At 73.2% G+C, this 21,539-nt stretch carries 23 protein-coding genes; 8 read left to right on the forward strand and 15 right to left on the reverse strand.

The features are described from left to right. Positions 1-16: 16 nt before the first annotated feature. Genes H5V45_RS06075 through sigE form a run of 3 tightly spaced genes read right to left on the reverse strand, consistent with a single transcriptional unit; the run spans position 17 to position 2,436 of the window. Positions 17-1,321 (reverse strand): trypsin-like peptidase domain-containing protein, encoded by a 1,305-nt coding sequence (locus H5V45_RS06075; RefSeq protein WP_185252109.1) that lies wholly within the window; start codon positions 1,319-1,321, stop codon positions 17-19. Between the two features lie 33 nt (positions 1,322-1,354). Further along, positions 1,355-1,810, reverse strand: coding sequence for a zf-HC2 domain-containing protein (locus tag H5V45_RS06080; protein WP_185252110.1), 456 nt, complete (start codon positions 1,808-1,810; stop codon positions 1,355-1,357). A gap of 20 nt (positions 1,811-1,830) precedes the next feature. Continuing rightward, a complete protein-coding gene (gene sigE / locus H5V45_RS06085) occupies positions 1,831-2,436 on the reverse strand; it encodes an RNA polymerase sigma factor SigE (RefSeq protein WP_343061442.1) in 606 nt (201 codons plus the stop codon). 346 nt (positions 2,437-2,782) lie between these two features. Between sigE and H5V45_RS06090 the strand changes: the two genes are divergently transcribed. Further along, positions 2,783-3,322: an O-methyltransferase gene (locus tag H5V45_RS06090; RefSeq protein ID WP_425491457.1), complete on the forward strand. Its 540-nt coding sequence runs from the start codon at positions 2,783-2,785 to the stop codon at positions 3,320-3,322. 1 nt (position 3,323) lies between these two features. Here H5V45_RS06090 and H5V45_RS06095 read toward each other — a convergent pair whose 3' ends face one another. From H5V45_RS06095 to H5V45_RS06105, 3 genes are read right to left on the reverse strand one after another with little or no spacing between them, the layout of a single operon-like run. Continuing rightward, positions 3,324-3,662: a hypothetical protein gene (locus H5V45_RS06095; protein ID WP_185252111.1), complete on the reverse strand. Its 339-nt coding sequence runs from the start codon at positions 3,660-3,662 to the stop codon at positions 3,324-3,326. Further along, a complete protein-coding gene (locus tag H5V45_RS06100; protein WP_343061444.1) occupies positions 3,659-5,212 on the reverse strand; it encodes a leucyl aminopeptidase family protein in 1,554 nt (517 codons plus the stop codon). Before H5V45_RS06100 ends, H5V45_RS06095 begins: the two co-directional genes overlap by 4 nt. 15 nt (positions 5,213-5,227) lie before the next feature. Beyond that, a complete protein-coding gene (locus tag H5V45_RS06105; RefSeq protein ID WP_120059084.1) occupies positions 5,228-5,395 on the reverse strand; it encodes a DUF3117 domain-containing protein in 168 nt (55 codons plus the stop codon). Positions 5,396-5,571: 176 nt separating this feature from the next. Here H5V45_RS06105 and H5V45_RS06110 point away from each other — a divergent pair, with 176 nt between their 5' ends. Both H5V45_RS06110 and H5V45_RS06115 read left to right on the forward strand, forming a co-directional pair. Then, positions 5,572-6,348 (forward strand): PaaX family transcriptional regulator, encoded by a 777-nt coding sequence (locus tag H5V45_RS06110; protein WP_185252112.1) that lies wholly within the window; start codon positions 5,572-5,574, stop codon positions 6,346-6,348. 36 nt (positions 6,349-6,384) lie between these two features. After that, on the forward strand, positions 6,385-7,191 hold the full coding sequence (locus H5V45_RS06115) for an enoyl-CoA hydratase/isomerase family protein (RefSeq protein WP_185252113.1): 807 nt from the start codon (positions 6,385-6,387) through the stop codon (positions 7,189-7,191). Positions 7,192-7,225: 34 nt separating this feature from the next. Here the strand turns inward: H5V45_RS06115 and H5V45_RS06120 are convergent, their stop codons facing one another. The 6 genes from H5V45_RS06120 to H5V45_RS06145 are packed head-to-tail and all read right to left on the reverse strand — an operon-like array spanning position 7,226 to position 10,768. After that, the gene (locus tag H5V45_RS06120; RefSeq protein WP_185252114.1) at positions 7,226-8,071 is read right to left on the reverse strand and encodes a M14 family zinc carboxypeptidase; all 846 of its coding nucleotides are present in this window, start codon (positions 8,069-8,071) and stop codon (positions 7,226-7,228) included. Further along, a complete protein-coding gene (locus H5V45_RS06125; protein WP_185252115.1) occupies positions 8,028-8,453 on the reverse strand; it encodes a hypothetical protein in 426 nt (141 codons plus the stop codon). The genes H5V45_RS06120 and H5V45_RS06125 overlap by 44 nt, the downstream gene beginning before the upstream one ends. 15 nt (positions 8,454-8,468) lie before the next feature. Continuing rightward, complete coding sequence (locus H5V45_RS06130; protein ID WP_425491458.1) at positions 8,469-8,723, reverse strand: DivIVA domain-containing protein; 255 nt, start codon at positions 8,721-8,723, stop codon at positions 8,469-8,471. Between the two features lie 32 nt (positions 8,724-8,755). Then, positions 8,756-9,523 (reverse strand): LOG family protein, encoded by a 768-nt coding sequence (locus H5V45_RS06135; RefSeq protein WP_185252116.1) that lies wholly within the window; start codon positions 9,521-9,523, stop codon positions 8,756-8,758. Further along, positions 9,520-10,593 carry a succinyl-diaminopimelate desuccinylase gene (dapE, locus tag H5V45_RS06140; protein ID WP_185252117.1) on the reverse strand — a complete coding sequence of 358 codons (1,074 nt, stop codon included), beginning with the start codon at positions 10,591-10,593 and terminating at the stop codon, positions 9,520-9,522. The genes H5V45_RS06135 and dapE overlap by 4 nt, the downstream gene beginning before the upstream one ends. Positions 10,594-10,597: 4 nt before the next feature. Then, positions 10,598-10,768: a hypothetical protein gene (locus tag H5V45_RS06145; RefSeq protein ID WP_185252118.1), complete on the reverse strand. Its 171-nt coding sequence runs from the start codon at positions 10,766-10,768 to the stop codon at positions 10,598-10,600. A 36-nt stretch (positions 10,769-10,804) separates the two neighbouring features. On the opposite strand from H5V45_RS06145, the gene H5V45_RS06150 reads away from it, so the two are divergent. Further along, on the forward strand, positions 10,805-11,650 hold the full coding sequence (locus H5V45_RS06150) for an LLM class F420-dependent oxidoreductase (protein WP_185252119.1): 846 nt from the start codon (positions 10,805-10,807) through the stop codon (positions 11,648-11,650). A gap of 56 nt (positions 11,651-11,706) precedes the next feature. On the opposite strand, the gene ileS is transcribed toward H5V45_RS06150, so the two are convergent. Next, positions 11,707-14,934, reverse strand: coding sequence for an isoleucine--tRNA ligase (ileS, locus tag H5V45_RS06155; protein ID WP_185252120.1), 3,228 nt, complete (start codon positions 14,932-14,934; stop codon positions 11,707-11,709). A gap of 328 nt (positions 14,935-15,262) precedes the next feature. Here ileS and H5V45_RS06160 point away from each other — a divergent pair, with 328 nt between their 5' ends. Then, a complete protein-coding gene (locus H5V45_RS06160; protein WP_185252121.1) occupies positions 15,263-17,011 on the forward strand; it encodes a Calx-beta domain-containing protein in 1,749 nt (582 codons plus the stop codon). Positions 17,012-17,084: 73 nt separating this feature from the next. Further along, entirely contained in the window at positions 17,085-18,566 is a 1,482-nt protein-coding gene (locus H5V45_RS06165) for a DolP-mannose mannosyltransferase (protein WP_185252122.1), read from the forward strand. 79 nt (positions 18,567-18,645) lie between these two features. On the opposite strand, the gene H5V45_RS06170 is transcribed toward H5V45_RS06165, so the two are convergent. Further along, complete coding sequence (locus H5V45_RS06170) at positions 18,646-19,239, reverse strand: P-loop nucleotide/nucleoside kinase family protein (protein WP_343061446.1); 594 nt, start codon at positions 19,237-19,239, stop codon at positions 18,646-18,648. A gap of 93 nt (positions 19,240-19,332) precedes the next feature. On the opposite strand from H5V45_RS06170, the gene dapD reads away from it, so the two are divergent. Both dapD and H5V45_RS06180 read left to right on the forward strand, forming a co-directional pair. Then, positions 19,333-20,277: a 2,3,4,5-tetrahydropyridine-2,6-dicarboxylate N-succinyltransferase gene (gene dapD / locus H5V45_RS06175; protein ID WP_185252123.1), complete on the forward strand. Its 945-nt coding sequence runs from the start codon at positions 19,333-19,335 to the stop codon at positions 20,275-20,277. Positions 20,278-20,303: 26 nt separating this feature from the next. Further along, positions 20,304-21,266, forward strand: coding sequence for a VldE C-terminal domain-containing protein (locus tag H5V45_RS06180; RefSeq protein ID WP_185252124.1), 963 nt, complete (start codon positions 20,304-20,306; stop codon positions 21,264-21,266). Here the strand turns inward: H5V45_RS06180 and H5V45_RS06185 are convergent. Beyond that, positions 21,263-21,493 (reverse strand): hypothetical protein, encoded by a 231-nt coding sequence (locus H5V45_RS06185; RefSeq protein ID WP_185252125.1) that lies wholly within the window; start codon positions 21,491-21,493, stop codon positions 21,263-21,265. The two genes, H5V45_RS06180 and H5V45_RS06185, sit on opposite strands and share 4 nt — an antisense overlap. Positions 21,494-21,539: the final 46 nt, after the last annotated feature.

Raw genomic sequence — 21,539 nt, forward strand, 5'->3', positions numbered from 1 at the left:
ATCGACGAGACCGGGCCTAGCCCACCTCGGAGTCCAGGGTGACCTGGACCTTCTGCTCCTCGCCGCCCCGCTCGACGGTGAACTCCAGCGTCTCGCCCGGCTGGTGCGCCCGGATGGCGACGATCAGCGCGATCCCGTCGGTGACCCGCTCGCCGTCGACCGCGGTGACCACGTCGCCCTTCTTGAGCCCGCTCTTCTCCGCAGGCGTCCCGGAGAGGACCTCGTCGATCTCCGCGCCGGTGCCGTCGTCGCGACCGGTCTGCACCTTCGCGCCGATCACCGGGTAGCGCGCCTCGCCGGTGCGCAGGATCTGATCGGCGGTGATCCGGACCTGCTCGATCGGGATCGCGAAGCCGACGCCGATGTTGCCGGACTCGCCGCTCGAGCTGCCGCCCGTGGTGGCGATCGCGGAGTTCACGCCGACCACGCGGCCGCGCAGGTCGACCAGCGGGCCGCCCGAGTTGCCGGGGTTGATGGCGGCGTCGGTCTGCACCGCGTTGATGTACGACGAGTCGTCGGCCGACTCGCCGGTCGTGACCGGCCGGTGCAGCGCGCTGACGATGCCGGCGGTCACCGTCGAGCTCAGGCCCAGCGGGGAGCCGAAGGCGACGACGCCCTCGCCGACGCGCAGGCCCTGCGAGGCGCCCAGCGAGGCCGGCTTGAGCCCCTTGGCGCCCTCGGCGTACAGCACGGCGAGGTCGTAGACGGGGCTGCGGCCGACGATCGTGGCCTCGAAGCGGTTGCCGTCCTGGTCGACGATCTCGATCGGACCGTCGTCGGCCGCGGCCTCGGCGACCACGTGGTTGTTGGTGATGACGTGACCCTGGCGGTCGAGCACGAAGCCGGAGCCGGTGGCGCCGCCCTTGGTGCCGTCGTACTCCGCGGAGATCTGCACGGTGCTGGGCAGCAGCTCCTGCGCCACCGCGGCGACCGAGCCGTTGTCGGCGGCCAGCGGTGGGGTGGAGACGGTGTCGACGCCGTCGAGGCCGCTGGCGACCGCACCGACGGTGTCGTTGTCGGTGACCTGGTCGTAGACCGCGCCGCCCACGACCCCGCCCATCACGCCGAGGACGAGCGCGAGGACGGCGATGACCGGCCAGATCCAGCCGGGCACCCGGCCCGCGGGACTGGCGTGCCGGGCCGGCGGCGCGGGCATCGACTGCGTGCCCGGGGGCGGGAAGCCCGCCCACTGGCCGGGCGGGGCCTGGCTGGTCGGCGGGACCCAGGACGGGGCCGTGGCGTACGGCTGCGTCGGCTCGTCGGGAGACTCGGCGGGGGGCTCGGTGGGACCCGGCTCACGGCCCTGGGCGTCGTCGTTCACGCCCCTATCTTGACCCAAGCCCGAAATCGGGGCTCAGCGGTGGTGCGCGCGGCGGGCCGGTGTGGCCACCGGCGCGATCGACGGCGTCAGCACCCGCGGGGCGTCCGAGGGCCGCACCAGGTGGGTCACCGGGGCCCGGCGGTCGTTGGTGGGCACGTCGCCCGACGCGACACCGAGCGCCAGCACCCCCATCACGGCGGCACCCACGGCGCCGCCGCCGATGGCGACCAGGCCGGTGCTGCGGCGACGGGGCGAGCCGGACATCGCGAGGTAGGCCTCGCCGGGCGGCATCGCCCCCGGCCCGCCGAGCAGCGAGCCCTTGAGGTGGTCCGGAGCGGTGCCGGCGCCGTCGTACGACAGGCCGGCGAGGCGGGTCTTGACCCAGCCCTCGCGCTCGACCTGGTCGCGGCAGGCGTGGCAGCCGTGGACGTGCGCCCAGGCGCGCTCCGCCTCGTCCGGCGGCAGCTGGCCGTCGAGCAGGGCGCTCACGCGGGGACCGAGGTGACCGATCACGTGCTGGACCCCCAGGCGAGGACGGGGTCGGAGGCGGGGCCGGAGTAGCGGGCGCGCCCGGCCTGCGGCGCGCGGTGGGCCAGCGCGGTGCGCAGCATGGCGCGGCCGCGGTGGATCCGCGAGCGGACCGTGCCGAGCTTGGCGCCGAGGATCTCGGCGATCTCCTCGTAGGACAGGCCCTCCACGTCGCACAGCACGACGGCCGCGCGGAAGTCGGGCGGCAGGGTGGCCAGCGCGCGCTCGATGTCGTCGTCGAACGTCGTGTCGGCGTACGCCACGTCGGGGGTCGGGCCGGCGCTGGTCAGGCGGTCCGCGCGCTCGTCGGACAGCGCGTCGAAGCGGATCCGCTGCTTGCGGCGGGCCTGGTCGAGGAAGAGGTTCGTGGTGATGCGGTGCAGCCAGCCCTCGAAGGTGCCGGGCGTGTAGGTCGACAGCGAGCGGAAGACCCGCACGAAGACCTCCTGCGTGAGGTCCTCGGCGTCGTGCCGGTTGCCGGTCAGCCGGTAGGAGAGCCGGTAGACGCGGTCGGTGTGGCGCTCGACGATCTCGTCCCAGGTGGGGACGGTCTCGTCCGGGGTGGGGGTGCCTGCCTCAGCGTCCACCGGGTGCTCCTTGCCGCGCGGGGCCCGCGCCTGTGATCCGAACAGCGTCCTGACCCCTCTCAACCTAGGAAACCCGCCTGAGAGAACCCTGTGAAGGTCGCCCCACGCATGCTGTGATCCGCCTGCTGCTGCCGGCGGCCTCTCTGACGGGGACAACGAGCCGCGGTCCCGCGGTGTTCCCGTCCGTTCACGATACGGTGTCCCCGCTGCGCACCACTCGTCCCAGGAGGCCACCATCACCACCCCGATCAAGCCCGCGAGCTGGTCCTACGCCGAGGAGTTCGTCGCCGAGGACGAGGTCCTCGCCGCCGCACGGGCCCGCGCCGACGAGGTCGGCGTCACCGCGATCGGCTCCGGCGGCGGTGCCGCCCTGCGCTTCCTCGCCTCCGTCCTGGACGCCCGGGCGGTCGTCGAGGTCGGCACCGGCACGGGTGTCTCCGGCCTGTGGCTGCTGCGCGGCATGCGCTCCGACGGCGTGCTCACCACCGTCGACATCGAGGCCGAGCACCAGCGCCTGGCCCGCCAGTCCTTCACCGAGGCCGGGATCCCCGCCCAGCGCGCCCGCACCATCTCGGGTGCCGCGCTCGACGTGCTCCCCCGCCTGACCGACGGCCACTACGACCTGGTCTTCTGCGACGGCGACAAGGCGGAGTACGCCGCCTACCTCAAGGAGGCGCTGCGCCTGCTGCGTCCCGGCGGCGTCGTGGCCTTCGACAACGCGCTGTGGCACGACCGGGTGGCCGACCCGGCCCAGCGCGACGAGGAGACCGTCTCCATCCGCGAGCTCGGCCTCGCGATCGCCGCCCACGACGACCTCGTGCCGGCGCTGCTCCCCGTCGGCGACGGCCTGCTCGTCGCGAAGAAGGAGTGGTCCCCGGAGGCGTAGGTCAGTACGCGGGGGCGGCGACGAAGCCGTCCCAGCCCTCGGCGACGGCGACGATGTCGCACGCCTCGATGACCACCGGGTCGCTGCCGATGATGGTGGAGCCCGGCGAGGAGCTGACGCCCTCGGTGAAGGTGCGCTGGAACTCCGCGCGGGCCTCGTCGGTGGCGAAGACGTAGCAGCCCTCGAACCACTCGCCCGGGCGGGTGCGCCACGTCTTGAACCGCAGCCCCGACAGGCCGGTGAAGCGCGCGTGGGAGGTGCCGGCGACGTACGCCGCCAGCTCCTCCTCGACCCCGTCCGCGGCGTCGACGAGCGACCAGCGGACCGTCAGGCCCTTCACGCGAGGACCCCGACGGGGTCCTCGCCGCCCAGCCACGCCAGGAGCGTGCGGGCGCCGAAGCCCGTGGGGCCGGTCGTCCACTCGTGGTGCTCGGTCGGCGAGTCGCCGGCCGAGGCCACGTCGAGGTGGGCCCAGGGCACGTCGCCGACGAAGTGCTGGAGGAAGAGGGCGGCCGTGATGGCGCCCGGCCCGCCGCCGGCGTTGTCGGCGTCGGCGACCTTGGAGGCGAGCTTCTCCTCGTAGGCCTCGGCCAGCGGGAAGCGCCACATCGGCTCGCCCGCGGCGGTGCCGGCGGCGCCGATCGCGGCGGCGAGGCCGTCGTCGGTCGCGAAGTAGCCGCCGGTGCGCTGGCCCAGCGCGACCTTCATCGCGCCGGTGAGCGTGGCGATGTCGACGATGATGTCCGGCTCGATCTCGGCGACGGCGTACGCGAGGGCGTCGGCCAGGACCAGCCGGCCCTCGGCGTCGGTGTTGGTGACCTCGCTGGTGCGACCGCCGTAGTGCCGCAGCACGTCGCCGGGACGCAGGGCGTTGCCGCCGACGGCGTTCTCGGCGGCGGCGACCAGGCCGACCACGCGGACGGGGCAGCCCACGGCGGACAGTGCGGCGAGCACGGACATGACGACGGCGCCGCCGGTCATGTCGCGCTTCATGGTGGTCATCGCCTCGGCGGGCTTGATGGAGAGGCCGCCGGTGTCGAAGGTGATGCCCTTGCCGACCAGCACGACCGTCGGGGTCTTGCGGTTCGCGCGCGGCGGGGCGTAGTCCAGGCGGATCAGCCGGGGCGGGCTCACGGAGGCCTGCCCGACGCCGAGGATGCCGCCGAAGCCCTCCTTCGCGAGGCGCTGCTCGTCCCAGACGGTGATGCCCAGGCCGGACTCGTCGGCCAGGGCGCGGGCCTGGTCGGCCAGCCAGGCAGGGTTCTTGAGGTTCGACGGCACCGTCGCGAGCAGGCGGGCGCGCCAGCCGGCGCCGCCGATCGCCAGGGCCCGGTCGAGGGCCGGCGCCAGGACGTCGGGGTCCGGGAGCCCGGCCAGGACAACCTTGCCCACCGGGACGTGCTCCGGCGGGGTCGAGCGCCAGCTGAACCCGAAGGAGCCCAGCATCGTGCCGACGACGAACGCCTCGAGCCCCTCGGCCGGGGCCAGGGCGGGGATCGAGGTCGCGACCGAGGAGCGGTCCCGGGTGGCGCGGGCGAGCGCCGCACCGGCCCGGCGGAGGTCGAGCGGACGCTGCTCCCCCACGCCGACGAGCAGGACCAGGCGCAGGGCCTGGTTGTCCGGTCCCCCGAGGGGCACCGGGAACGTCGTCACCTCGCCCGCACGGCCCGTGGCGTCGTTCGCCTCGAGCAGGGCGAGCAGGTCGGTGCCGAGCTGATCGGCGACCTCGTCGCCCCCCGGCCCGAGCAGGAGCCCGCCGTCCCCGTCGCCCGGGAGGACGGGGAGAGCCAGCGCCTCGGCGCCGAGGATCGCGTGCGGCCGGAGCGCGCTGAGCGCGAACTCCGGTGGCGAGACCTGCGGCGGGAGGGTCGGGGTGTTCGTCGAGATCACGCCGTCAGCCGGCCATCAGCCGACGACGTCCTTGAGCGCGCTACCGAGAGCGCCGGCCTCTTCGGCGTTCAGCTCGACAACGAGACGACCACCGCCCTCGAGCGGGACGCGCATCACGATGCCTCGTCCCTCCTTGGTGACCTCCAGCGGACCGTCGCCAGTCCGCGGCTTCATGGCCGCCATCCGCGCACCTCTTCCTTGTGCAGTTCCCCAGTGCCCGGATCGGACCTGGGCGGGGTCCGAGCGACCCCGCGCGTCGTACGCGCGAACCATTATCCCCCATGGCGGAGGTGACTCCGACCACAGGCCGCCCCCGAGCGTCGCCGCCGGGTGTCGGGACCGGCTGGCACACTCACCCCATGCACGCGCGCTCGGCCCTCTTCGACGTCTACGGGGACCACCTGCGCGCCCGCGGCAGCCAGGCGCCGGTGGCGGCGCTGGTGCGGCTGCTCGACCCGGTCGGGATCGCCGCACCCGCCGTGCGGACGGCCATCTCGCGGATGGTCATGCAGGGCTGGCTGGAGCCCGCCCAGCTCGCCGGCGGGCGAGGCTACCGCGCCACCGAGCGCGCCGGGCAGCGCCTCGACCAGGCGGCCGACCGGATCTACCGCCGCGCCGAGCCGGAGTGGGACGGCACCTGGCACCTCGCGTTCGTGGACGCGCCGGCCGCCCGCAGCGCCCGGTCGAGGCTGCGGGCCGACCTCGCGTTCGTGGGGTACGCCGAGCTCGTCGACAACGTCTGGGTCAGCCCGTTCGAGCGGGCCGAGCTGCCCTCGCTGCTCGAGCGGGCCGGGGCGACGGTGCGCACCGCCCGCGCGCAGGACTTCGACCCCGTCCCGACCGGGGCCTGGGACCTGGAGGCCCTGCACACGGCGTACTCCCGCTGGCTGGCGACGGCCGACGACCTGATCGCCGCCCAGCTCGACGCCCACGACGACGAGGACGAGGCGGCCTTCGCGGCGCGCTTCCACCTCGTGCACGAGTGGCGCAAGTTCCTCTTCGCCGACCCCGGCCTGCCTGCGGCGCTGCTGCCGGACGACTGGCCGGGCCGCGCCGCAGCCGAGCTGTTCGCGAGCGAGGCCACCCGTCTCAAGCCGGGGACGGACCGCTTCGTGGCGCGCTGCCTCGACGCCTGACGACCCGCCGCGGGCGGGATCGTGCAGACTGCCCCCATGACGGACTCCACCGCTGCCCCGGCCGTGCTGCTCGACCTCACCGACGGCGTCGCCACGATCACGCTGAACCGCCCCGACGCGATGAACAGCCTCGACATCGCGACCAAGGAGCTGCTCCTCGCGACCGTCCGGGAGGTCGCCGACGACCCGGCCGCCCGCTGCGTCGTGCTGACCGGCACCGGGCGGGCCTTCTGCACCGGGCAGGACCTCAAGGAGCACATCCAGCTGCTCGAGAGCGGCTCGAGCGACGCGCTCTTCACGACGGTGGACCTGCACTACAACCCGATCGTCACGGCGCTGGCCGGCATGGAGAAGCCGGTGCTGGCCGCGGTCAACGGCGTCGCCGCCGGCGCGGGCGCCAGCCTGGCCTTCGCCTGCGACCTGCGGGTGCTGGCCGACACGGCCGGCTTCAACCTGGCCTTCGCGAACGTCGCCCTGTCCTGCGACACCGGGGCGAGCTACCACCTCCAGCAGCTGGTCGGCCGGGCGAAGGCGATCGAGCTGCTCTACCTCCCCCGCACGATCAAGGCCGAGGAGTCGCTCGCGCTCGGCCTGGCCACGCACGTCGTCCCCGCCGACGAGCTGGTCGACCACGTCCGTGAGCTCGCGACCCGCCTCGCGGCCGGTCCGACGGTGGCGCTGGGCGCGATGCGCCAGTCGGTGGCGTACGCCGCCGGGCACTCCTTCGCGGAGGCGCTGGAGTTCGAGAGCGCGATGATGACGCGCACCGGGGCGACCGAGGACCACCAGCGGGCCGTGGCGGCGTTCGTCGCCAAGCAGAAGCCGGAGTTCGAGGGGCGCTGACGCGCCTGCACCTGTCCCCGCGTCTGCGTCTGCGTCAGCCGTCGTGGCCGACGCTGGGCACGCCGCGGAAGGCGTCCCAGACCGACAGCACCTGGCGGGGCGCCTTCGCGCGCATCAGCCGGCGCTTCGGGTGCGCGCCGTACTCGACCGTGACGGCGGTGCCGTCGAAGCGGTGGTTGAACCAGCCCGTCATCGTCCCGTGGCAGACGCCCCCGCAGGTGAAGGACTTGCGGGGCAGGTCGAGGTGGCGGGCCACCCGGCGGGAGAACGCGGGCCGCTTCGTGTCGGTGTCCACGCCGTGCAACGGCTGGTGGAAGCTGAGGATCCAGTCCGGCCGCACCTTGCGCAGGAAGCGCATCATCGCCCGGGTCTCGGGCTCCGAGGCGGCCTGCGGACCCGACTCGTAGTTGCCGTCGAGGTCGACCCAGTGGAACGGGTAGTTGCGGTTCAGGTCGACGCCGTGGGCGTTCGCGCGGGTGTGCGCAGCCCGGCCGTCGGGGTTGTACGTCGGCACCACCCACAGGTCGACGCCCCTGATCGCCCGGCCGTCGCGCAGCGAGCGCAGGATCTGGGCCGGAGCCGCCTCGTTGCCGTGCATGGTCGCGATGAGCACGACCTCGGGCTGCCCGACCTCGCCGAGGTGCCAGGCCCGGATCGGGCGGTCGTCGACGGAGTGACCGAGGACGCGGGTGCCGAGGATCGTGCTGCCGGGGCCGCGGCGGGTGCGCTCGTGGCGGTGGCCGGGCTGCGCCGGTCGGCGCCGGTCGCGGTCGGGGCGGCGCCCGCGAGGAGCGCGAGGACGGCCGCGGTCGTCCCGAGACGGCGGAGCACGGGGGCTAGACCTGGGCGGCCAGGTAGGCCCAGGTGAAGACCGCGACACCGATCAGCAGGCCCACGTGGGCGAGGACCGACAGACCGGGGCCGCTGGACCAGGTGTCCTCGGTGCCGGACGAGGCGTGCTTGCCGCGGGTGGGCAGCCAGCGCAGCAGGATGAGGAGCCCCGCGAGCACCGTGATCCACCAGAAGGCCAGGGCGATGATCCCCGCGGTGGGGCTGCCGAGCGCCGACTCCTCGTCGGCGATCAGGAAGAGCAGCCAGACCACCAGCGCGATCGCGCCGGCCGTGGTGTGGACGTCGACGAGCCGTCGGCCGACCTGGAGCCGGCCCGCGGCCCCGTCGTCCTTGGCGAAGCGACGCCTCGTGAGCACGACGACGACCGCCGCGAGGGCGGTCAGGAGGTAGACGATCACCTGGGTCGACACGACGCGAAGTGTGCCCTACGCGGCTGGTTCACCGCCACGACGCTCCGGAGCCTCGGAGGGTTCACGTGCGGCGGCCTCGGCGGCCAGCCGGTCGAGCAGCGCGTCCACCTCGGACATCCGGTAGCCGCGGAGCGCGATCGAGAAGCGCACCCGCCGCAGGTCCTCGGCCGCCAGCGGACCCTCGGCCGGGACGCTGGCGTCGGGGCGGTCGTCGTACACGTCGGCGAGCGGAGCGCCCTTGCCCGCGGCCAGCAGCGCCACGCCGCCCATGGCGAGGACGATCAGGATCGCGAAGAGCCACATCACGAGGCCGCACCTCCCCCGTCCTGGGCGCTCACCATCAGCGCCACGGCCTCGTGCACGTCGTCGGTGAGGATGAGCCGGTCGAGGTCGACCTCGCTCAGGGTGCCCGCGGCGAGCGCCGTGTCGCGCAGCCATGCCAGCAGGCCGCTCCAGTAGTCGACGCCGACGAGCACGATCGGGAAGTCGGTGACCTTCTGCGTCTGCACCAGGGTCAGCGCCTCGAACATCTCGTCCAGGGTGCCGACGCCGCCGGGGAGGACGACGAAGCCCTGGGAGTACTTCACGAACATCGTCTTGCGCGCGAAGAAGTAGCGGAAGTTGATGCCCTTGTCGACCCACTGGTTGAGGCCGGACTCGAAGGGCAGCTCGATGCCGAGGCCGACGCTCACGCCCCCGGCCTCGCAGGCGCCCTTGTTGGCCGCCTCCATGGTGCCGGGGCCGCCGCCCGTGATGACCGCGAAGCCGGCCTCGGCGAGCAGCCGCCCGGTCTGCTCGGCGAGGGCGTACGTCGGGTGGTCGCTCGCCGTGCGCGCGGAGCCGAAGACGCTGATCGCGGGCCCGAGCTCGGCCAGGGCGCCGAAGCCCTCGACGAACTCCGCCTGGATCCGTAGCACGCGCCACGGGTCGGTGTGCACCCAGCCGGCGTCCCCGCGGGAGTCGAGCAGCCGCTGGTCGGTCGTGGTGCTCTCGGTCGCCTGGCCGCGGCGACGCAGGATCGGGCCGGTGTACTTGTCCTGCACGTCGTCTCCCCCGTCGCGCCCGCTCATGCGGTGAGCCAGGTCCGCAGCTGCTCCTCGCACCGGACGATGTGCTCGACCGGCACGAACTCCTCCTGCTTGTGGGCCAGCATCGGGTTCCCGGGACCGAAGTTCACGGCCGGCACGCCGAGCCCGGTGAAGCGGGCGACGTCGGTCCAGCCGAACTTCGGGTTGACCCGGCCGCCGACGGCCTCGATGAACGCCTTCGCTGCCGGCACGTCCAGCCCCGGGAGCGCCCCGGGCGCCATGTCGGTCACCGTGACGTCGTACCCCTCGAAGAAGTCGCGGACGAACGCCTCCGCGTCGGCCTCGTCGCGGTCGGGGGCGAAGCGGAAGTTGACCTCGACGACGCACTCGTCGGGCAGCACGTTGCCCGCGACCCCGCCGCGGATGAAGACGGCGTTGAGCCCCTCGTGGTACTCCAGCCCGTCGATGACGGGCGTCCGGGCGACGTACTCCTGCAGGCGGGTCAGGATGCCGGCGGCGCCGTGGATGGCGTTGACGCCCTTCCAGCTGCGGGCGGAGTGCGCGCGCTCGCCGGTGGTGCGGACGTCGACGCGCATGGTGCCCTGGCAGCCGGCCTCGACGACCGCGTCCGAGGGCTCCATGAGGATCGCGAAGTCGCCGCGCATCAGGTCGGGGTCGGAGGCCGAGAGCTTGGTGAGGCCGTTGTACTCGGCGTCGATCTCCTCGGCCTCGTAGAGGATGTAGGTCACGTCTCGCACCGGCTCGGTGACGGTCGCGGCGAGCCGCAGGATGACCGCGTCGCCGCCCTTCATGTCGCAGGTGCCGAGGCCGTGCAGCAGGTCGCCGTCGGGGCGCTGCTCGCGGCGGGCCGGCAGGTTGTCGTTGAGCGGCACGGTGTCGAGGTGCCCCGCGATGACCACGCGCTCGCCACGCCCGAGCTCCGTGCGGGCCACGACCGTGTGCCCGTGCCGGGTCACCGTCAGGTGGTCGAGGGTGCGCAGCGCCTCCTCGACGGCGTCGGCGATCGCCTGCTCGTCCTGGCTCACGGACTCGATGTTCACGAGCTGCTCGGTGAGCGTGACGGCGTCGGTGCTGAGGTCGAGGTGCGGCATGGTCCTAGTCAACCAGCCGTCTCGGACGGTGGTTGAGGAGGTTGCGCAGCAACCGGCCCTCCCGGTGGTTGAGGAGGTTGCGCAGCAACCGGCCCTCCCGGTGGTTGAGGAGGTTGCGCAGCAACCGGCCCTCCCGGTGGTTGAGGAGGTTGCGCAGCAACCGTCTCGAAACCACCTTCCGAGAAACTGGAACGTGTTCTAGTCTGCGGGGATGCGCAACGGCCTCGTCCTGTTCACCTCCGACCGCGGCATCACCCCGGCCGCGGCGGCCCGGGCGGCGGAGGAGCGCGGCTTCGACACGTTCTACGTGCCGGAGCACACCCACATCCCGGTGCGGCGCGAGGCAGCCCACCCGGGCACCGGCGACGAGACCCTGCCCGACGACCGCTACAGCCGGACCCTCGACCCGTGGGTGTCGCTCGCGACGGCGGCGGCGGTGACCTCGCGGATCCGGCTGGCCACGGCGGTCGCGCTGCCCGTCGAGTCCGACCCGATCACGCTCGCCAAGACCATCGCGACCCTCGACCACCTCTCCGGCGGCCGGGTCACCCTCGGCGCGGGCTTCGGCTGGAACACCGACGAGCTCGCCGACCACCACGTGCCGGCGGGGAAGCGACGCACGGTGCTGCGCGAGTACCTCGAGGCGATGCGCGCCCTCTGGACGCAGGAGGAGGCGTCGTACGACGGGGAGTTCGTGTCGTTCGGAGCCTCGTGGGCGCACCCCAAGCCGGTGCAGGCCCACGTCCCGGTGATCATCGGCGCCGGCGGCGGCCCGCAGACCTTCGCCTGGATCGCGGCGCACGCGGACGGCTGGATGACCACCCCGACCCAGACCGACATCTCGGGCAACATCACCGCCCTGCAGACCGCCTGGCGCGAGGCCGGCCGGGACGGCTCCCCCGACATCCGGGTGCTGATCGCCTTCCGCCCCGACCCCGCCGACCTGGCCGCCTGGGCCGAGGCCGGCGTCACCGAGCTGATCTGGGGCGTCCCCGACAAGAGCGAGGCCGAGGTGCTCGCCCACCTCGACAAGATGGCTGCCCGCCTCGGCCTCTGAACCCCGCCGAGTCGGCGCATCTGCAGATTCCGTCTGCAGATGCGCCGACTCGACCCTCAGGCCTTGGCCACCGACACGGTCGCGGGCTCGTTGTCGCCGACCACGACCTCGGTGACCGGGACGTCCGACGATCCGGTCGCCGGGGCGACCACCTCGTAGGACGTCGCGAGGGTCTCCGCCGTGATCAGCGCCTCGTGGGCCCGGGCCGCGGCCTGGACGGCGTCGGAGCCGCCGACGGTGAGCGAGATCCGGTCGGAGACGTCGAGGCCGGCGTCGCGGCGGGCCTGCTGGACCGCGCGGACGAGGTCGCGCGCCAGGCCCTCCGCGGCGAGCTCCGGCGAGACCTCGGTGTCGAGGACCACGAAGCCGCCGCGCGGCAGCATGCCCGTAGCCGAGCCGCCGTCGGCGGACGCGGCGACGGTCTCGAGGGTGAACTCCCCCTCCACCAGCGCGAGGCCACCCGACGTGACCGTGCCGTCCTCGGCGACCGACCAGTCGCCGGACTTCGAGCCCTTGATCGCGGTTTGCACCTCGCGGCCCAGCCGCGGGCCGGCCGCGCGGGCGTTGACGGTCAGCCGCTGCTGGACGCCGTACGACGCCGCCTCGGGCGCCTCGAGGTCGAGCAGCCGGACCGCCTTCACGTTGAGCTCGTCGGCCACGAGGCCCTCGAAGCCGGCCAGCGCCGACGGGTCGGCGACGACGACCGTCAGCGACGACAGCGGCAGGCGGTTGCGCAGGCTCGCGGCCTTGCGCAGCGCCGAGCCGGCCGAGCAGACGTCGCGCACCAGGTCCATGCCGGCGACGAGGGCGTCGTCGGCGGGCAGCAGGTCGGCGGACGGCCAGTCGGTCAGGTGCACCGACCGCTCGCCGGTCAGCCCGCGCCAGACCTCCTCGGTCGTCAGCGGCAGCAGCGGCGCGGTGACCCGGCAGACGACCTCGAGCACGGTGTAGAGCGTGTCGAAGGCCTCGGTGTTGTCCCCCCAGAAGCGGTCCCGGGAGCGGCGGATGTACCAGTTGGTCAGCACGTCGAGGAACGACCGCGTCGAGTCGCACGCGTTCGCGACGTCGTAGTTGTCGAGCTGGTCGGTCATCTGCGCGACGTACTGCCGGCACTTGGCCAGCAGGTAGCGGTCGAGCGGGTCCGTCGACGAGGTCGACCACTGCGCGTCGTACCCCGCGCCGTCGTTCGCGGCGTTGGCGTAGAGCGAGAAGAAGTACCAGCTGTTCCACAGTGGGATCAGCACCTGGCGCACCGAGTCGCGGATGCCCTGCTCGGTGACGACGAGGTTGCCGCCGCGCAGGATCGGGCTCGACATGAGGAACCAGCGCATCGCGTCGGCGCCGTCGCGGTCGAAGACCTCGCGCACGTCGGGGTAGTTGCGCAGCGACTTCGACATCTTGTTGCCGTCGGAGCCGAGGACGATGCCGTGGCTGACGCAGGCCTCGAAGGCCGGGCGGTCGAAGATTGCGGTCGCCAGGACGTGCATCGTGTAGAACCAGCCGCGGGTCTGCCCGATGTACTCGACGATGAAGTCGCCCGGGAAGTGGTGGTCGAACCAGTCGCGGTTCTCGAACGGGTAGTGCACCTGCGCGAAGCTCATCGAGCCCGAGTCGAACCACACGTCCAGGACGTCCGGCACGCGCCGCATCATCGACGCACCCGTGGGGTCGTCGGGGTTCGGGCGCACGAGCTCGTCGACGTACGGCCGGTGCAGCTCGTCTACCGTGACACCGAAGTCGCGCTCGAGCTCCTCGAACGAGCCGTACACGTCGAGGCGGGGGTACGTCGGGTCGTCGCTCTTCCACACCGGCACCGGGGAGCCCCAGAAGCGGTTGCGGGTGATCGACCAGTCGCGGGCGTTCTCCAGCCACTTGCCGAACTGGCCGTCCTTGATGTGGTCGGGCACCCAGCGGATGTCCTGGTTGAGCGCGACCATCCGCTCCTTGATCTTCGTGACCTCGACGAACCACGACGACACGCCCTTGTAGATCAGGGGCTCGCGGCAGCGCCAGCAGTGCGGGTAGGAGTGGTCGTAGGTCTCGCGGCGCAGCAGCACCGTGCCGGGGCTGACGGCACCGGTCTCCCCCTCGCCCCGCGTCGCGGCCTTGAGGTGGTCGATGACGTGCAGGTTGGCGTCGAAGACGAGCATGCCCTCGTACTCCACGACGGGGAACGTGAAGCGCCCGTCCTTGCCGACCGGCATCACCGCCTCGATGCCCTCACGGTCGGTGACGACCTTGTCGTCCTCACCGAAGGCGCCCGCGGTGTGCACGAGTCCGGTGCCGTCGGTGGTGGTGACGAACTCGGCCGGCACGACGCGGAAGGCGTTCTCGTGGCCGGCGTAGTAGCTGAACGGAGGCGTGTAGGTGAGGCCGAGCAGGTCGGAGCCGGTGCCGCGCCAGGTCACCTCCGGCTCGTCGCCGAGCTCACGGGCGTACGACGCCACGCGGGCCTCCGCGAGCAGGTAGCGCACCCCGTCGACCGCGACCACGACGTAGTCGATGTCCTCGCCGACCATGACCGCGAGGTTGCTCGGCAGCGTCCACGGCGTCGTCGTCCAGACGAGCAGCTTGGCACCGAGGAACTCACCCGGCGTGGTGACGTCGTACCCGACCGTGACGGCCGGGTCCTGCCGGACCTGGTAGACGTCGTCGTCCATGCGGAGCTCGTGGTTCGACAGCGGCGTCTCGTCGTTCCAGCAGTAGGGCAGCACCCGGAAGCCCTCGTAGACCAGGCCCTTGTCGTAGAGCTGCTTGAAGGCCCAGATGACCGACTCCATGTAGTCGGGGTTCATCGTGCGGTAGTCGTTCTCGAAGTCCACCCAGCGCGCCTGGCGGGTGACGTACTCCTGCCAGTCGCCGGTGTACTTCATGACCGACTCGCGGCACGCCGCGTTGAACTTCTCGATGCCCATCTCGACGATCTCGTCGGTGGTCTTGATGCCGAGCTGCCGCATCGCCTCGAGCTCGGCGGGCAGCCCGTGGGTGTCCCAGCCGAAGCGCCGCTCGACACGCTTGCCGCGCATCGTCTGGTAGCGCGGGATCAGGTCCTTGACGTAGCCGGTCAGCAGGTGGCCGTAGTGCGGCAGGCCGTTGGCGAACGGCGGGCCGTCGTAGAAGACGAACTCGTTGGCGCCGTCCTCGCCCGCGTCGCGCTGGTCGACGCTGGCCTGGAAGGTGCCGTCGGCCTCCCAGTAGGCCAGCACCCGCTCCTCGAGCGCGGGGAACTTCGGGGAGGACGGGACGGTCGTCGTCTCGGACGTGGAGACCTTGGGGTAGGTCATCGTGGCTCTCCTGCTGGTCGGTCGTGCTCGTGTCCCTGACACGAGGACGACCCCTGCGGGCCGCGGTACCACCTCGCTTGCCGCGTCGTACGACGCGACCGCTCGTTCACGGCTGTGACGGGCCACCCGTCCGGTTCTACTGGGCCACGGATCCCGACCCGGGCGCTGCGCGCCCTGCTCGATCACCGGAGGCTGTTCTTCCGGAGGCTCGCCGCTGATGACGGCTCAGACGCCTGTCCGACGATCATAGGACGTCGGCGCCAGAACTTTTCCTCCCGCCTCGGCATCGGACCCCACGTCCAGCTGATCGACCCTCGGGGGAACCACGATGCGCACCACACGCCTGCTCCTGCCCACCGCCACCGCAGTCCTGGTCACCGGCCTGCTCGTCGCCGCACCCGCCCACGCCGCGCCGGACGACCGGGCGGGTGGACCACGGACGAACCTCGCGCCGACCAGGGTCGACCTCGGCACGCTCGGCGGGGCGACGAGCAGCGTCAGCGCCGTGTCGGGCACCGTCGTGGTCGGATCGGCCGAGAAGGCCTCCGGCCGCTCGCACGCGTTCGCCTACGACCTGGCGGCGTCGCGCCCCCACATGATCGACCTCGGCACGCTCGGCGGGGCGACCAGCTCCGCGGGGGCGGTGACGGGGTCGATCGTCGTCGGCACCTCGGAGACCGGCGGCGACTACTCCCACGCCTTCGCCTACGACCTCGCCGCGGACCGTCCCCACATGGTCGACCTCGGCAGCATCCGCGGCCACAGCGTGCCCACCCTGGTGGACGGCAGCGTGGTCGTCGGGGAGTTCGGCGTCCCCGGGGCCGACCGCGACGGGGCCTTCGCCTACGACCTCGCCGCGGACGACCCGCACATGATCGACCTCGGCAGCCTCGGGGGCCAGGACACCCACGCCCGCGCCCTCGACGGCAGCGTCGTGGTCGGCTTCTCCGAAGCAGCGAACGGCACCTGGCACGCGTTCGCCTACGACCTCGCCGCGGACGACCCGCACATGATCGACCTCGGCAACCTCGGCGGGGCGTCCGACCTCGCCGATGCCGTCGACGTGGACGGCAGCATCGTCGTCGGCTACGCCGGCGCCCCGTCGGGCAACCAGCAGCACGCCTTCGCCTACGACCTGAGCGCTGACCAGCCCCACATGACGGACCTCGGGACGCTGGAGGGCGGTCCGGACAGCAGCGCCTCGGCGATCCACGGCACCGTCGTCACCGGCATGGCGCGGACCGCCGCCGGCGACTTCCGTGCGTTCTCCTACGACCTCGCCGCAGCGGACCCGGTCATGCGTGGCCTCGGGGCCGACGGCGTGGACACGTTCATCACGGACGCCGAGGCCGGCGTCGTCGTCGGTGATGAGACCAACTACCGGATGGACTTCAAGCACAAGAAGAACCGTGCGGTCGCCTTCGACCTGGCCGACGGCGGGCGTCGGATCGACCTCGGCACGGTGCCCGGGGGCGAGAGCAGCGCGGTGGCCACCTCCGGCGTCGACGGCGACCTGGTGCTCGGCTACTGGAACGACACCCTCGACCAGCGCGGCAACCCCCGGAACCGCCACCCCTTCGTCTACGACCTCAGCGCCGACCGGCCCCGTCTGGTCGACATCGACACCTACGACAGCGGCGCGGAGGTGGTGGGGCTCGACGGCACGGTGGCCGTCGGCACGACCCAGCACCGCCAGGGCCGTCGCGCCACCGCGTGGATCCTGCGACGCACGACGCGTCCCGTGATCGCCTTCCGCAGCCTCGACCAGGTCGTCGAGGAGGGCGCGCGTCGCGCCACCGTCAAGGTGACCCGCTACGGACGCACCGACCGCGCCGTCACCGTCCGGTACCGCACCCAGAACGGCGTCGCCCGCGCCGGCCAGGACTTCCGGGCCACCTCCGGCACGCTCCGCTTCGGCCGGGGCGTCACCACCCGCACGATCACGGTGCGGATCCTGGACGACCGGCGCCGCGAGCCGGAGGAGGGACTCCTCCTGCGGCTCTCGAGCCCTGGTGGCGGCGCGCTGCTCGGCACCCCCGACTTCGCGCACCTGCGCATCCAGCCCAGCGACCGCTGACGGCGCACGGCCTCTCACCGGACTCTCACGACGCCCTCAGCCCGTGCTCATCAGGGACGCGCAGGCTGCGGTCGTGAGGACCCTCCGGTGGCGCGGTGCCACGGCGCGCACGACCGACCCGGTCCTGGTCGGGCTGGTCGCGGCCGTCGTCTACGCCCTGCACGGGCACGACGGGCCGCTCGGGCGCGACCTCGGCGTCTTCGTGTACGGCGGCGAGCAGGTCGCCCGGGGCGTGCCGCCGTACGTCGGCATCTTCAACTCCGTCGGGCCGCTCGCCGACGCGGTGCCGGGCCTCGCGATCCGCGTCGGGGGGCTGGTCGGCGCCGACCCCGTGGTCGCGGCCCGGACGCTGTTCCTCGTGCTGTCGGCCTGCTGCTGCGCGCTGGTGTCTGTGCTGGCCCGCGACGTCCTGGCCAGCCGGGCGGCCGGCTTCCTGGCACCCGCGGTGTTCCTGACCTTCCCCGAGTTCCTCGACCTGGCCTCCAACGGACCGCGCGAGAAGACGGTGATGGTGCTGTTCCTGCTGGGCGCGCTGATCCTCGCGGGCCGGCGGCACTGGGTGCTGGCCGGGGTCTCCACGGCGCTGGCCACGCTGACCTGGCAGCCGGTGCTGGCCGTCGCGGTGGCCGGCGCGGCCGTGCTCGTCGCGGCCCTCCCGGAGCGACGCCTGCGGGCCGCCGCCGGCTTCGTCGCCGGAGGCCTGCTCACCCTCGGCGCCACCGTCGCGGCCTACGCCGCGAGCGGCGACCTCCGCACGGCCGTCGGCGGCTTCGTCCTGGTCAACCTCGAGGACAAGCAGCAGCCGTCGGTGTTCAGCGCACCGGCGGCGACCTGGCGCCTGCTCGAGCGCGGCTACGGGGCGTCGATCTGGCTGGTCCTGCTCGGGCTCGTGGCCGTGGTGGTCCTGGCCGTGCGCGTGCGCTCCGCACGTCTCCTCGCGCTGGCGGCGGCCACGCTCGCCGGGACGGCCTGGACGGCCAGCGCGATCAACGGTGCCCCCGACCTCTTCGAGCTGCTGCCCCTGGGGGCGGTCGGGGTGGCCGGGGCCGGCCTCGCCGCCACCCGGCACCTGCCCGTCCGGGCCGGGCGGGTGCTGCTGGTGGGCGCGACGGCGGCCGCGGTGCTCGCCGCCGGGGTCACCTCGGTGACCACCCGCAGCGACCTGCTCGACCAGGAGCGCGCCGACGTCGCGGCGGTGCTGGCCGCGGGGCCGGCGGACGCGTCGGTGCTGTCGATCGACGCCCCCGAGGTCCTCGCCCTCGCCGGGCGCCGCAACCCGACCGGGCTGCAGCTCTTCGACCCGGCCATGGAGCACTACCTCGACACCCACCGCCCCGGCGGGATGGCGGGCTACGCCCGGGAGGTCGAGCGCCTGCACCCGACGTTCATCGTGGTCGGCCGCCACTACGAGCGGGCCTGGCCGCTGGCGCTGCTGGAGCGCGACTACCGCGAGGTCGGCCGCGGCACGGCGTGGACGTGGTACCTCGCCCGGTCCGCCGGCCCCGCCGCCCTCGCCGCGTGCATCACCGCCAACCGGCGGGCGATGGGGGGCTGAGCGGTCCCGTCAGCCCAGCCTCGTCAACCCAGCCTCGTCAACCCAGCCTCGTCAGCCCAGCCTCGTCAGCCCAGCCTCGTCAGCCCAGCCAGGTCAGGATCGCCGTCGCCGCGCGCTCGGGTGACAGGTCGGTGTTGTCGAGGCGCAGGTGCGGGAAGTCGGCGAGGTAGTCGGTGGCCGGCGTGGGCCGGTCGGGGTCGGTGTTCATGACGTACTCCGCCTCCATCTCGCGCACGTGCGCGTCCGACCAGGCCAGGTCCCGCTTGGACCGCTTGTCCGCGATCCGGCTCTCCCCCACGTTGCGCTCCAGGCGTGTCGGGAAGTCGGCGTACAGCTCGACGAACGACACGGGCAGGCCGGCCTCGACGTACGGCGCCACCAGGCGCCGCACGTCCTCGGTCTCCTCGGGGAGGTCGACGGCCCAGACGAACGTGAAGACCAGGCGGGTGCCCGACGCCGCCGCCTCCTCCATCACCCGCCGGCGGAACTCCCCGTTGAGGGTGCGGAAGGCCGGCGTGCCGTAGCCGAAGATCTCGAGCAGCGGCTCGATTGTGTGGTGGTTGTGGAACAGCCGGAAGTCGGACGCCGCGCACACCGCCCGCCCGACGGTCATCTTGCCGGCCGCCGGCGGTCCGATGACGAGCACCAGCTCGCCCCGCTCCTCGTCTCCCACGGGTCGGACGCTAGGCGGTTCCCGCTCCCGGCGCGACCGGTTTCGGCGCGAGCCGATGAGGGTGGCTGGGGCGGTTCCTCCTACCCTGTCCGTGTGACCAACGCAGCCTGGGGCCACGGCCTCGCGACCCTCGACCGCACCGGCGCCGTCCTCGACGTCTGGTTCCCCTCCCCCGCCCTCGGCACGCCGGACGGGGCCGAGGCGCCCGCGGACCTGACCGCGCTCGAGGGCAGCGACGAGGCCCGCGCCGTACGCCGTGAGGTGCGCCTCGTCGAGATCGCGGACCTGTCCGCCGCCCCCGCGTCGGCCGAGGACGTCTGGCTCCGGCTGCACCTGCTCTCGTCGCGGCTCGCGGCCCCGCACACGCTGTCCATGGACGGCGTCTTCGGGCTGCTCACCAACGTCGTGTGGACCTCCGCCGGTCCCTGCGCCGTCGACGGGTTCGAGGACACCCGGCTGCGCCTGCGGGCGACCGGTCAGCACGTGACCGTGCTCGGGGTCGACAAGTTCCCCCGGATGGTCGACTACGTCGTGCCGACCGGTGTCCGGATCGCCGACGCGGACCGCGTCCGCCTCGGCGCGCACCTCGCCGAGGGCACCACCGTCATGCACGAGGGCTTCGTCAACTTCCACGCGGGCACCCTGGGCGCCTCGATGGTCGAGGGCCGGATCTCCGCCGGCGTCGTGGTCGGCGACGGCTCCGACGTGGGCGGCGGCGCGTCGATCATGGGCACCCTGTCGGGCGGCGGCAAGGCCGTCATCGCGATCGGGCAGCGCTGCCTGCTCGGCGCCAACTCCGGCATCGGCATCTCCCTCGGCGACGACTGCGTGGTGGAGGCGGGCTGCTACGTCACCGCCGGCACCAAGGTCACGCTCGTGGGGGGCGAGGCCGGCGAGGAGCCGCGGGTCGTCAAGGCGCTGGAGCTCTCGGGTGCCAGCAACGTGCTCTTCCGCCGCAACTCCGTGACCGGCGCCATCGAGGCGGTGCCGTGGAAGAGCAACGGCATCGAGCTCAACGCCGCCCTGCACGCGAACTGACCGGCGTCCCCGATGGACCGGTCCCGATGAGGCGGCGTACGGCCGTGGCCCTGGTCGGCGTGCTCGCGCTCGGGGGCGTCGGCATCGCCGGCTACGCGCTGCGCGACCACGTCGGGCCGCTGCTCCCGACCGAGGAGTGCACCGCCACGGTCAGCGGCCGCGAGGTCGCGCTCAGCACCGAGCAGGCCGAGAACGCCGCCCTCATCACCGCGATCTCCGTCCAGCGCGGGATGCCCGCCCGGGCCGCCTCGATCGCGCTCGCGACCGCCTACCAGGAGTCGAAGCTCTACAACCTCGAGCAGGGCGACCGCGACTCCGTCGGCCTCTTCCAGCAGCGCCCGTCCCAGGGCTGGGGCAGCCGCAGCGAGATCCTCAACCCCGTCTACGCCACGAACGCGTTCTACGACGCGCTGCAGAAGATCGACGGCTACGACTCGATGCGCATCACCGAGGCCGCGCAGGAGGTGCAGCGCAGCGGCTACCCCGAGGCGTACGCCGACCACGAGGCCGACGCGCGGGTGCTCGCCTCGGCCCTGACCGGCAACTCGCCGCACGCGTTCTCCTGCGTGGTCGACGACGACGTGGACGCGGCCTCCGACAAGCTGAACGACGCAGGGCTCACCCGCCGGGCCGAGACGGTCTGCCGTGACGTCGAGGCGGCCTTCGGCGACCTCGCGCTGGGTGGCTTCGAGCCCGGCGGCGTCACCACCGGGCACATGAAGGGATCGACGCACTACGAGGGGCGGGCGATCGACATCTTCGTGCGACCGATCAGCGCCGCGAACAAGAAGCGCGGCTGGGCGATCGCGCAGTACCTCGTCGCGCAGGCCGACCGGCTCTCGATCCAGACGGTGATCTTCGACGACCGGCTCTGGAAGGCGGGGTCACGCTCCGAGGACGGCTGGACCGACTACGACCCCCCGGACAGCCCCGGCGACCGCCGGATCCTCGAGCACCGCGACCACGTCCACGTCGACGTCTTCGACTAGCGACGCCGCGGGTCCTCGCGGTAGCCCCGCCGGAACGCACGACCGCTCGTCGTCAGCAGCGGGATCCAGAACGCGACCGCCATCAGGGCGTAGATGCCGACCAGCACCGGGGTCGACACCGGCACGAACGCCATGAGCACGGCGAGCGCCACGAACCACCAGATCGAGCGGCCGCGTACGCGGGCGATCGCGCGCGAGTAGGTGCTGTCCTGCCGGGCGGGCTCCATGTCTCGATGGTGTCACGACTCGCCGCGGCTCCCTGCCACGGCACCG

The organism is Nocardioides luti (assembly GCF_014212315.1).
Lineage (GTDB): Bacteria > Actinomycetota > Actinomycetes > Propionibacteriales > Nocardioidaceae > Nocardioides > Nocardioides luti.

Bases quoted from the DNA above. Each gene is read 5' to 3' on its own strand.
- H5V45_RS06105 (WP_120059084.1), bottom strand. From the start codon at position 5,395: ATGGCGGCCATGAAGCCGCGGACTGGCGACGGTCCGCTGGAGGTCACC.
- H5V45_RS06180 (WP_185252124.1), top strand. From the start codon at position 20,304: ATGAGGCGGCGTACGGCCGTGGCCCTGGTCGGCGTGCTCGCGCTCGGG.
- dapE (WP_185252117.1), bottom strand. From the start codon at position 10,593: ATGCCGCACCTCGACCTCAGCACCGACGCCGTCACGCTCACCGAGCAG.
- H5V45_RS06185 (WP_185252125.1), bottom strand. From the start codon at position 21,493: ATGGAGCCCGCCCGGCAGGACAGCACCTACTCGCGCGCGATCGCCCGC.
- H5V45_RS06130 (WP_425491458.1), bottom strand. From the start codon at position 8,723: ATGGGCGGCGTGGCGCTGCTGGCCGCGGGCAAGGGCGCTCCGCTCGCC.
- H5V45_RS06160 (WP_185252121.1), top strand. From the start codon at position 15,263: ATGCGCACCACACGCCTGCTCCTGCCCACCGCCACCGCAGTCCTGGTC.
- H5V45_RS06115 (WP_185252113.1), top strand. From the start codon at position 6,385: ATGACGGACTCCACCGCTGCCCCGGCCGTGCTGCTCGACCTCACCGAC.
- H5V45_RS06110 (WP_185252112.1), top strand. From the start codon at position 5,572: ATGCACGCGCGCTCGGCCCTCTTCGACGTCTACGGGGACCACCTGCGC.
- ileS (WP_185252120.1), bottom strand. From the start codon at position 14,934: ATGACCTACCCCAAGGTCTCCACGTCCGAGACGACGACCGTCCCGTCC.
- H5V45_RS06135 (WP_185252116.1), bottom strand. From the start codon at position 9,523: ATGAGCGGGCGCGACGGGGGAGACGACGTGCAGGACAAGTACACCGGC.
- H5V45_RS06150 (WP_185252119.1), top strand. From the start codon at position 10,805: ATGCGCAACGGCCTCGTCCTGTTCACCTCCGACCGCGGCATCACCCCG.